The 10,598-nt window shown below is 42.3% G+C and carries 7 protein-coding genes; 2 read left to right on the top strand and 5 right to left on the bottom strand.

What is annotated here, in order from left to right:
• Positions 1 to 14: 14 nt before the first annotated feature.
• The 5 genes from HY960_00370 to lepA form a co-directional block, all read right to left on the bottom strand.
• Positions 15 to 2,834: a DUF2723 domain-containing protein gene (locus HY960_00370; protein ID MBI5214185.1), complete on the bottom strand. Its 2,820-nt coding sequence runs from the start codon at positions 2,832 to 2,834 to the stop codon at positions 15 to 17.
• An 87-nt stretch (positions 2,835 to 2,921) separates the two neighbouring features.
• Complete coding sequence (gene hemW / locus HY960_00365; GenBank protein ID MBI5214184.1) at positions 2,922 to 4,061, bottom strand: radical SAM family heme chaperone HemW; 1,140 nt, start codon at positions 4,059 to 4,061, stop codon at positions 2,922 to 2,924.
• 11 nt (positions 4,062 to 4,072) lie between these two features.
• The gene (gene lepB / locus HY960_00360) at positions 4,073 to 4,900 is read right to left on the bottom strand and encodes a signal peptidase I (protein ID MBI5214183.1); all 828 of its coding nucleotides are present in this window, start codon (positions 4,898 to 4,900) and stop codon (positions 4,073 to 4,075) included.
• 119 nt (positions 4,901 to 5,019) lie between these two features.
• Complete coding sequence (lepB, locus tag HY960_00355) at positions 5,020 to 6,111, bottom strand: signal peptidase I (GenBank protein MBI5214182.1); 1,092 nt, start codon at positions 6,109 to 6,111, stop codon at positions 5,020 to 5,022.
• A gap of 19 nt (positions 6,112 to 6,130) precedes the next feature.
• A complete protein-coding gene (lepA, locus tag HY960_00350; protein ID MBI5214181.1) occupies positions 6,131 to 7,930 on the bottom strand; it encodes an elongation factor 4 in 1,800 nt (599 codons plus the stop codon).
• Between the two features lie 197 nt (positions 7,931 to 8,127).
• Here lepA and mce point away from each other — a divergent pair, with 197 nt between their 5' ends.
• Positions 8,128 to 8,529, top strand: a complete 402-nt coding sequence (mce, locus tag HY960_00345) for a methylmalonyl-CoA epimerase (protein MBI5214180.1) — start codon at positions 8,128 to 8,130, stop codon at positions 8,527 to 8,529.
• Positions 8,526 to 10,565 carry an excinuclease ABC subunit C gene (locus HY960_00340; GenBank protein ID MBI5214179.1) on the top strand — a complete coding sequence of 680 codons (2,040 nt, stop codon included), beginning with the start codon at positions 8,526 to 8,528 and terminating at the stop codon, positions 10,563 to 10,565. The genes mce and HY960_00340 overlap by 4 nt, the downstream gene beginning before the upstream one ends.
• Positions 10,566 to 10,598 lie beyond the last annotated feature (33 nt).

Genomic DNA, 10,598 nt, shown 5'->3' with positions numbered 1-10,598 from the left:
AGACATACATTGAACTATTGCTTCGGAACAGTTGAATCAGCAACTTGATTACCCTTCAGGTTTTGCTGATACATGGTAATCATCTGGTCAAGATACATCATCTGTTGTTGGAATCCGCGATCGTTCGCGTAACGCGGGTCAGAGGCGTACGCCTGAAATTGTGCTTTCCAACGTTGTGCTACATCCAATGCTTTGGCGTAATCTTTTCTGCCTTCGTAAATATCCTGTAATACCTGATAAGGATTGAAGTCCTGTGATAGGACATTTCCGGCGTTGACAAGTTCCCAGCATTTCTTCTCGGCGACATCTGCATACTTGCTGAAGTTTTCCATATCGCCGACATTGCGGAAGAGATTCATGAAATGTGCTGTGTATCTCCAATCCAAATTCGGAATGATATTTACCGGCATGACCGTTTCCATTCGTTGTAGAACTTGCTTTGCTTTTTCTTGATTGCGCTCGACACGCATTGCATATTCATACATGCGGAGGAAACTTGCCCGATAGTTCATCACCATGCGCTGAGTGTTTTCATCGTAGTAAATATCTGAGAGGTTGAGATTGCGCCAGAGAAAGCCACTTTGGAAATTCTTTGACGGCTGAACATTATCTGTCAATAAATTCTTTTCCATGTATGCGCCATCGAGTCCACTCTCAACAGACGGAACTTTGAATGGTTTCAATTTTAGTGCAAGACCTTGCATCCACAGATAATCATCAAGTCCCATCTTGGAATCGGGCGAGCATGTTGCTGCAAAATAGACAGGTCGTTGCCAGTTATTTGCCCGGATAATTTCCCACACCATCAAATCCTGAACGCGGAGAAATCGCATCTCATTATTAAACGGAATTCCATTGACGGTGAATGTAATTCTTTCCTGATTCATCACCGTGCTATCTAACGACCATGTTGGCAAAGCCGGTTTATCGCTTGTGAGAAACTTTTGAAGTATATCTCGTGGAACCGGTAAATCCACGTTGCGCGGTTTCCATGGTCTCGGTTCTATTTGTTGAATTGCCTGGTCAGACAATGAAATAGGAACTTTCTGAGCACCGTGCGGCATTTCATTCTTCAACTGAAGAATGTACCACGAAGTGTTGACAAGACTGAGATTGACAATACGGATGTCCCGACGCACTCCTTCAACATCATGCAAATACCAGAGTGGAAACGTGTCGTTATCTCCGTTTGTAAAGAGAATTGCATCTTGCTCACAACTTTGGAGAATGTTATATGAATAATCCCACGCGATAAAGTTTTTGCTTCTGTCATGGTCGTGGTAATTGATTCTGATAAGATTTGCCGGGACTGCTCCTGCTGTCACAACAAGTACCAGAGAAGCGGCGGCTATTTGAATCGTAGTACCTTTCAATGCTTTCCGAAGTAAATCAATCAAGCCAAAAATCCCAATACCAATCCATAGAGCGTACACATAGTACGCTCCGACATAAAAATAGTCACGTTCACGTGGTTGTGGCTCTTGTTGATTCTGATACCATGCGAGTACAAATCCCATAATAATAAACATAATAAGAAGCGTCAACGCCATTTTTTTATCCCTCCAATACTGAAAGAATATGCCGAACAAACCGATAAGTAGAGGTATGCCCCATGTTTTTTTCCAACTTACTCCGGCATCTTGCCAATCGCCCTCTGCTCCGACAAAATTCCACAGTACATATCGTATAAACATATGGTTGGTTTGATAATTCCAGAAGAAATCCCAATCATCTTTGTACTTCGTCCGGGTTTCTTCGTGCATCGCTTCGCGTGAATGTCGACGCGGGAAGAGTTTTTCGCGGTAATCTTGCAGATTGTTGTCCCAACTATCACCACGCAATAAGGGTGTATCTCCGTATTGTTCCCGGCTCAGATAACTTACCAAGCCGGCGAGATTATCCGGCGCATTTTCATTCATCGGTGGTCTCGCGTTCGAGCGAATAATCACACCGGTGTATGTTGTATATCCGATGACAACTAACAAGAAAGAAAGACACGCTATGTGAATCAATCGGTGTTTTGTTTGATATGCTTTATACGCGCCCCATGCCGCACCGATAATAATTGCTACGGGCAAGAAGGGGAGCAATTCAAATTTGAATCCTTTAAAATCTCCATCCAACATCGAAGGCAAATATTGAACGACGCCGGGATAAATTGCAATAAAGGTAGCAACGGTACTGATACTGAAGATTATTAAACTTCGTTTGTTGATTTCATACAGACGAAAATAAATCAACATCATTACCGGAAACACCGCAAGCACCGCAAGCAGATGAACGCCGGTTGATAGTCCTATCAGGTATGCAATAAGAAGAATATATTTTTCGTTGTGTGGTTCCTCTGCACGTTCCCACCAACGCATAATCAGCCACATAATGATACAAACAAATAGCATACTCAGTCCATACACTTCCGCTTCACTGCCGTTGAACCAATAGGTTGTACTGAACGCAAGTGACAAAGCGCCAATTGCTGAAGAACCATAAATTGCAATTTTATCAAGTGTGGTCGTAATTCCACCGGTCATTCGTGCTATAACTTTTACACTGAAAAGATATAAGAACATGACACCAAGGGCGCTTGAAATTGTGGACACAGCGTGCATACGAGCCGCGATATCCGGTAAGAACGGAATCATCGAAGCGACTTTGGCAATGATGAGGAAAAGCGGAGAACCGGGAGGATGAGGGACTTGCATCAAGAACGCCGCAGCACAAAATTCACCTACATCCCAAAAGACGACAGTGACAGAAAGTGTTTTGAAATAAACAACAAGTGTAATAAGTAAGACACTCAGTGCAACAATTCGATTTATAAGTTTATCGGACATTAAGTTCCTCAAATTTGCAAAATCAGTTTGATTATGTAATAAAAAAGCGTGACAATATAGAAGAATTCAGCACTATTTACAAGCGACTTACGCCGCCTGAAGTTGAATTAGCAGTGACTCGGCAATGCTATCGCAGAGCAGAAATCCGTTGTCAGTCAGATGTAATTTGTTTCCTTTGAACACTGCAAGTTTAGAAGCAACGAGTTCTTGAATTTTGGCTTGATGAACCTGACGAAGATTGACACCAAACCGCTGTTCAATTGTTCGTAAATCGAGACTGTTGCTTCTCAATCCAAGCATAATTGCTTCATCGAGCAACTGAGTGTTCGAAAGTGTTTCTTCCGATTCTGTTGGAAATGTTTCGTTGGCAATCCGTTCGATGTAGAGTTGAAGATTCTTTACATTCCACCAACGACGATTTGCCCAGAATGAATGAGCCGACGGACCGAAACCCAAATAGTTTGTATGATTCCAGTAATTTGAATTATGTTTACTTTCAAATCCGGGACGGGCATAATTTGAAACTTCATAATGGATAAAGCCGCGCTCTTGTAAATACTTCATGGTAAATTCATACATCTCGGCTTCCTGTTCGGTTGGAGATGGAGTAATTTGTTTTAATTCAACCATCCGGTGTAGCGGAGTGTTCGGTTCGACAATCAAACTGTAAGCAGAAATGTGCTGTGTTTTCAATGCAAGCGCTTTCTCAAGTGTTTCTTCCCAATTCTTCATTGATTGTTGGGGGAGCGAATAAATCAAATCAATGTTGATGTTCTCAAATCCAACATCCTGTGCCGACTTGACGCTGTTCATTGCCTGTTCACTGTTATGTATTCTTCCAAGAAACTCAAGTTCATTTTGATGGAATGATTGAACCCCGAAACTCAAACGATTAATGCCCACATTGATGAACGAACGTAATTTCGTTTCATCCACAGTTCCCGGATTTGCTTCGAGAGTAATTTCAGCGTCGGGATTGATTTCATAATTTTGGTGAAGCGTCTCAAAAATTCTTTTCAGTGAATCATCGGAGAGGAGGGAAGGAGTTCCGCCGCCGAAAAATATTGTCTCGACTTTTTCGCGATGAGAATATGATTTATACATCGAAATCTCTTTTTGCAATGCCTCGACGAATGTCAGCATCGGCTTGAGATTTTCAATCGAGTAAAAATCACAGTAGATACATTTGCGCTCGCAGAAGGGAATATGGAGGTAGATACTCGACATTATTTAAATTTCTAATTGATGAACATTCCGATTCGACCCCAACGAATAGAACCAAGGAAATCGGAAACGGATTTACTGCGGTGATTCTCTTCCAACGACCAATACACAATTGCTGCGTCACCGATGACATTTTTCTCAGGGAGAAATCCCCAAAAGCGACTGTCGTAACTATGAAAGAAATTATCTCCGAGCATAAACAAATAATTTTCTTTGATGACGTACGTTTCAACAGGTTGTCCGTCGAGTAAACAGCCACGCACATCAGACCAAGAGACCGAATGTCCTTCCGAACGAATGAGATTTTCCCATTGCTGGTACGTTTCTTTTGTGAGAAGAATAATGTCCCCTTGTTTCGGAATCCGAATCGGACCGTAATTATTGAAAGTAAAATTTTCATTTGGAGGAAAGAGTTTTGTCTCCGAACGTAAAGAAGGATTTCCTTCGATGAACGCTTTACGCTCTCCGTTCACCCAAATACTTCCTTTGGAAATTTCAAGGAGGTCACCGCCTTTGGCAACACATCGTTTCACAAGTAAATCGTCTTTTGCCAAGACAGATTTTTCTGCCGTTCCGGGGAATCTGAATACCACAACATCGCCTCGTTCAACATCTACTTGTTTAGAAAATGAAAGAAAGGGAATTGTAGCGTTGAGACTTGAAGACGAAGATGATGCTGAACTAAGACTGAGTTTATTCACAAGCACGAAATCTCCCGGCAGAAGTGTCTCTTCCATCGAAGCAGATGGAATGAAAACCGCTTCGAGAACGAACATCTTCAAAAACAACGCGGCGACTATGGTCACCGTAAAAATGATTGCTAAATCTCTAAACCGCAACATGAATTATTTGTGAATGAATTTCGGACGGATAGACAACACGAATGAGGAAATTGCAGTTCCAAATTACACCATTCAAAAAAAAATAGTAGGACAGAAATCTGTTTCTGTCCTTTTCTGTCTTAATCTACTAACGTCCCGATTCTATTCCATCGAACCGTCGCCAACTTATCGAAGATATTAAATAATGATAAATCGGGATTCCATGACCAATAGACAATCAGCGGTGTACCGATGACATCATCCTTTGGAATAAAACCCCAAAAGCGGCTGTCCAAACTGTTGTCACGGTTGTCACCCATTCCGAAAACATAATCACGTCCGACTGTGTAACTTGTTACTGCCTGACCATCAACTTGGATTTGCCCGCCGCGCATCGAAATTGAATGCCCTTCACGTTTGATAAATGTTTCCCACACAAAATAATTTTCAGGAGTCAACGGAATGACTTGACCTTGTTTTGGAATAATAATAGGACCGTAGTTGTCTTCATTGAAAGGTGCGCCTTTCGGGAAGATTCGTTCATCAACCATTCCCTGACCGTGCAACATTGGTGAGTTGAATTTCATGTTCTCAGGAATTGGCGCAGGTACACCATTCACATAGACGACTCTGTTTTTGATTTGCAATGTATCACCGGCAACGGCAATGCAACGTTTCAAATAATATGCAAACATGTCGGCTTCAACTTCTTCTCGGTAGCCGGGGAAGATAAACACTATCACATCGCCACGCTCAACTTCCCAAAAGGATGGAAGTTTGAAAGCAGGAATTTTAATATTCGTTAAAGGAATAGTTCTTGGAGTTGTTCCGCCGAACACAAATTTGTTTACGAGGAGAAAATCTCCGGTCATGATTTCGTTTTCCATTGAGCCGGTCGGTACTTCGAACGAAGCAATGACGAAACTGTTCAGGACAAGAAAGATACTAAAAACAACTGCCATTTCACGTGCAAATGCTTTTGTTTTCTTAGAAAACGAAAGTTCCTCTTTTACTTCAATATATTCATCGCTATGTTCGTACTTGAAATAATTATACCGAGCAACGATGTAATCATATAAACCAAAAATAATTGGTCCCCATGCCAAGATATAATAATTACCAAGGGGGAAAAAATAGGTAAACACCGTTATAAAAAGTCCACCTAGTAACCATTTTTTTGCATTCCTAAGTTTTCTTTCGTAGAACTCTTTTTTTGTTATTTTTTTTTTCATTTTATTGATAAATGTTGTTCTAATCTTCTTCCATTGAGAGCACTGCCAAGAATGCTTCTTGTGGTATCTCGACACGACCCACTTGTTTCATACGCTTTTTGCCTTCCTTTTGTTTCTCAAGCAACTTTCTTTTTCTTGAAATATCTCCCCCGTAACATTTGGCAATAACATTCTTGCGCATCGCTGAAATTGAATCGCGGGCAATGACTTTACTTCCAATTGCCGCTTGTATGACAACTTCAAACATCTGCCGGGGAATCAATTTCCTGAGTTTGCCACACAGTTTCTTTCCCCATTCATACGCCTTATCGCGATGAACAATCGTAGAGAGTGCATCTACGGATTCTCCATTGAGAAGAATATCGAGTTTGATTAATTCCGACTCGCGATATTCCAAGAACTCGTAATCGAGTGAGGCGTAACCGCGAGTTGTGGATTTGAGTTTATCATAAAAATCAAAAATGATTTCCGAGAGAGGCATCTCATAGCGAATGTCAGCACGGGTTGGAGTCAAATAAGTTGTATTTTTGTAAACTCCACGACGGTCTGTACACAACTTCATAATGTTGCCGATGTATTCGGTCGGAGCGATTATCTGTGCGGAAATGATTGGCTCTTCAACATGTTCAATCTCGACGGCAGGAGGCATCAACGCGGGATTATCAACCAACACAACTTCCTTGTTTGTTTTGATAACCCTATACTCGACGTTCGGAACAGTAGTGATAAGTTCTTGTTGGAATTCCCGTTCAAGTCGCTCCTGAATAATTTCCATGTGAAGCAAGCCAAGAAATCCCGCACGAAAACCAAATCCAAGTGCGACAGAAGATTCCGGTTCGAAGATGAGTGATGCATCATTCATCCGGAGTTTCTCTAAAGAATCTCTCAGTTCAGAAAAGTTGTCAGCATTCACGGGATACAATCCGGCAAACACCATCGGCTTGGCTTCTTTGTAGCCGGGCAATTGTCCTGCGGCGGGATTATCCGCATTCGTTAAGGTGTCACCGACTTTCGTATCGTGAACATCTCTCGCCCCGGGAATGAGATACCCGACGTCGCCTGAATTTAACACACCGGTTCGAACTCTCTGCATTTCGAGCACGCCAACTTCTTCGGCATCAAATATTTTATTTGTTGCAAAGAACTTCACCCGGTCACCTTCTTTTAAAACACCATCCACAACTCTGATATAAACAATCGAACCGCGATAGCCATCGAAGATGGAATCGAAAATAAGTGCAGTAAGTGGGGCTGATAGATTTCCTTTCGGAGGAGGGATACGCTTTACAACCGCTTCAAGAATATCATCAATCCCGATTTTCATCTTCGCACTTGTGAGAAGAATTTCTTCCTCTTTGCATCCGAGCAAATCAATAATTTGTTGTTTAACTGAATCAACCATTGAAGCGGGTAAATCAATTTTGTTGATAACCGGAATGATTTCCAATCCGGCTTCAATTGCAAGGTAGAGATTGCTGATGGTTTGCGCTTCAACTCCTTGTGAGGCATCAACTACAAGTAGAGCGCCTTCGCACGCGGCAAGCGAGCGGGAAACCTCGTAAGAAAAATCCACGTGACCGGGAGTATCAATCAGGTTGAGGGTGTAATCCTTTTTATCCTGCGCCTTGTACTTCATCTGAATCGCATGGAGTTTGATGGTAATGCCGCGCTCCTGCTCAAGTTCCATGTCGTCCAACACCTGATTGAACTTCATCTCACGAGCGGTAATTGTTCCCGTTCGTTCGAGAAGCCGGTCGGCTATAGTGGACTTTCCATGGTCAATGTGGGCAATGATGCAAAAGTTTCTAAGATGCTCCATGCAGAGTTACGTGATTTTCAATTGATTTGACTTCATAACAAAAAGAATCCCGCTCATCAAAAGCGGGAATTGCGTTGAGAATATACCACAATCCGACACGAATTCCAATCAGGCTACAAACGCCGTTTTGCTTTTTCAATCAAGGAAAAATATGTAGATTCTCCGGCAATAATTAACAACGATTTCTCTTATTAACCATGAAACTCTCTCACGCAGGAATTGCCGTCAAAAGTTTAGAAGAAGCAACGAAGTTATTCTCAAAACTCTTTAACATCCAACACATACCAACGGAAGAAGTTGCTGACCAAAAAGTTCGAGTCGGATTTTGTCACGTCGAAAATGCTTCAATTGAATTGACAGAAGCCACTGCGCCCGATTCTCCGATTGCAAAGTTCATAGAGAAACGGGGTGAGGGCGTTCATCATCTTTCGTTTGAAGTGGATGATATTGTCAGCGAGTTGGTTCGACTGAAAAATGAAGGCTTCCAATTGATTGATGAAAAGCCTCGTGTTGGCGCAGGTGGGTATTTGATTGCATTTCTGCATCCGAAATCAACCAACGGTGTTTTGATTGAACTCAGTCAAAAACAGAATAAATGATGGAAGAGCAATCAAACATAACAATAAACGTTACCGATGAGGAGGTCGCACTATCTGAAAAGTTAGACAACTTACCGAATAAACCGGGAGTGTATCAATTCAAAGATGCTGAGGGGAAAGTGTTGTATGTCGGGAAGGCAGTCATTCTCAGAAATCGGGTGAGGCAGTATTTCCACAAGTCACGCAAGAACGAGCCGCGTCTTGATGCAATGATTTCAAAAATCCGTGACGTTGAATTGTTCGTGACTGACTCGGAGGTTGAGGCGTTAATACTCGAAGCGACACTCATCAAAAAACTCAAGCCGCGTTACAATGTAGATTTGAAGGATGATAAAAGTTACCCGTTCATTGTCGTAACGAACGAGCCGTTTCCACGTGTGTTTGTAACAAGAAGAGTGTTCAAAGACGGTTCAAAGTATTTCGGTCCGTACACCGATGTGAAGAACATGCGCGCATCATTGAAGATGATTCGGGAGATTTTCAAAGTGCGGAGTTGTAATTATCTCATCAATGAGGAGTCAATCAAGAAACGAAAAATTAAAGTCTGCCTCGATTACCACATCAAGAAATGCGACGGACCATGTGAAGGAATTATCTCGCAGGAAAAATACAACGAGATGATTCACGAAGTGGTGCAGGTCATCAAAGGAAAATCTTCGAGTCTTGTTCATTCATTACAGGAACAAATGCAGAAAGCGGCGGAAGAATTACGCTTCGAGGAAGCGGCGGAAATGCGTGACCGAATCAAACAACTCAGCGTTTATACCGAACGCCAAAAAATTATTGATGCTGAGTTGGATGATAGGGATTTATTCAATGTTGCAATTGAAGGAAATGATGCTTGTGGAGTTGTCTTGAAAGTTCGGGAAGGAAAACTGAGCGGCAAGCATCATGTGTACATGAGTGGAGTCGAGCACAAAGCCGAAACGGAAATCATCGAACAGTTTGTTCAACGCTATTATCTCGATGCGGAAGATATTCCGTCGGAGGTATTGCTTCCGGTAGAAATCGAAAGTCATGAGCCGATGGCGCAATGGCTGAGCCAGAAGATTGATAAGAAAGTTCATCTCATCATTCCGAAAATCGGTGAGAAAGTTCGCCTGCTGAATTTATGTAAGAAGAATGCCGAGTTGCTTCTTGGTGAATGGAAAGCGCAAAAGATGAAGCGGGATGATTACATTCCTCATTCTGTTATTGCGCTTCAACGGGATTTACGTTTGAAAAAGCCGCCGCGAAAAATCGAGTGCTTCGATATTTCCAATATTCAAGGAAGCGATTCAGTTGCTTCGATGGTGGTGTTTGTTGATGGAAAGCCAAGGAAGTCTGAATACAGAAAATTCAAAATACAATCCGTGCAAGGTCCCGATGATTTTGCGAGCATGAGAGAAGTCATCGAGCGGCGATACTCCCGCCTGCTTGAAGAGCAAGGTGAGTTCCCTGATTTGATTATGGTGGATGGAGGGAAGGGGCAACTTTCGTCGGCGGTCTCTGTCTTAGTTCGTTTGGGACTTCGGGAGGACGGGAATCTTTTACAAACTGAGGCAAGGGAGCGAGGGAGCGAGGGAGTGGGGGCGAATCTCAACGATGGAGTATTGGAGTTTGGGAGTATTGGAGTAATGGAGTTACAAGAAATTGCAAACGAAAATCAAAGAACAAGAGACTCAAAACCCAAAACTCAAAACTCAAAACTATCAATTATCGGATTAGCAAAGCGATTGGAAGAAGTTTTCATACCGGAATCTGATGAGCCGCAAAACATTCCACGAACATCTTCGGGATTGAAACTGTTGCAACAAATCCGGGATGAAGCGCACCGGTTCGCAATCACCTATCACCGAACGTTAAGAGCGAAACGTACACTTCAAACAGAACTTGATTTGATTGAAGGCATCGGAAAGAAACGTGCACAGGAGTTGCTTGAAACTTTCGGTTCTGTTCAAGGGGTGAAGTTTGCAACGCATGAACAGTTGGTCGAGATAGTTGGAGAGAAAGTTGCAGGAAAGATTCAGGAATATTTTGCAGAAGATGCTGTTTGAATTTCTCAGAGGAATTCTGTAACTTGGCAACGC

The sequence above is a fragment of the Ignavibacteriota bacterium genome (assembly GCA_016212665.1).
Lineage (GTDB): Bacteria > Bacteroidota > Ignavibacteria > UBA10030 > SZUA-254 > FW602-bin19.
This window is presented reverse-complemented; position numbering and strand designations above follow the sequence as displayed.

Excerpts from the sequence above, each read along its gene's own strand:
- lepA (MBI5214181.1), bottom strand. The coding sequence starts at position 7,930 with ATGGAGCATCTTAGAAACTTTTGCATCATTGCCCACATTGACCATGGA.
- HY960_00370 (MBI5214185.1), bottom strand. The coding sequence starts at position 2,834 with ATGTCCGATAAACTTATAAATCGAATTGTTGCACTGAGTGTCTTACTT.
- HY960_00340 (MBI5214179.1), top strand. The coding sequence starts at position 8,526 with ATGATGGAAGAGCAATCAAACATAACAATAAACGTTACCGATGAGGAG.
- mce (MBI5214180.1), top strand. The coding sequence starts at position 8,128 with ATGAAACTCTCTCACGCAGGAATTGCCGTCAAAAGTTTAGAAGAAGCA.
- lepB (MBI5214182.1), bottom strand. The coding sequence starts at position 6,111 with ATGAAAAAAAAAATAACAAAAAAAGAGTTCTACGAAAGAAAACTTAGG.
- hemW (MBI5214184.1), bottom strand. The coding sequence starts at position 4,061 with ATGTCGAGTATCTACCTCCATATTCCCTTCTGCGAGCGCAAATGTATC.
- lepB (MBI5214183.1), bottom strand. The coding sequence starts at position 4,900 with ATGTTGCGGTTTAGAGATTTAGCAATCATTTTTACGGTGACCATAGTC.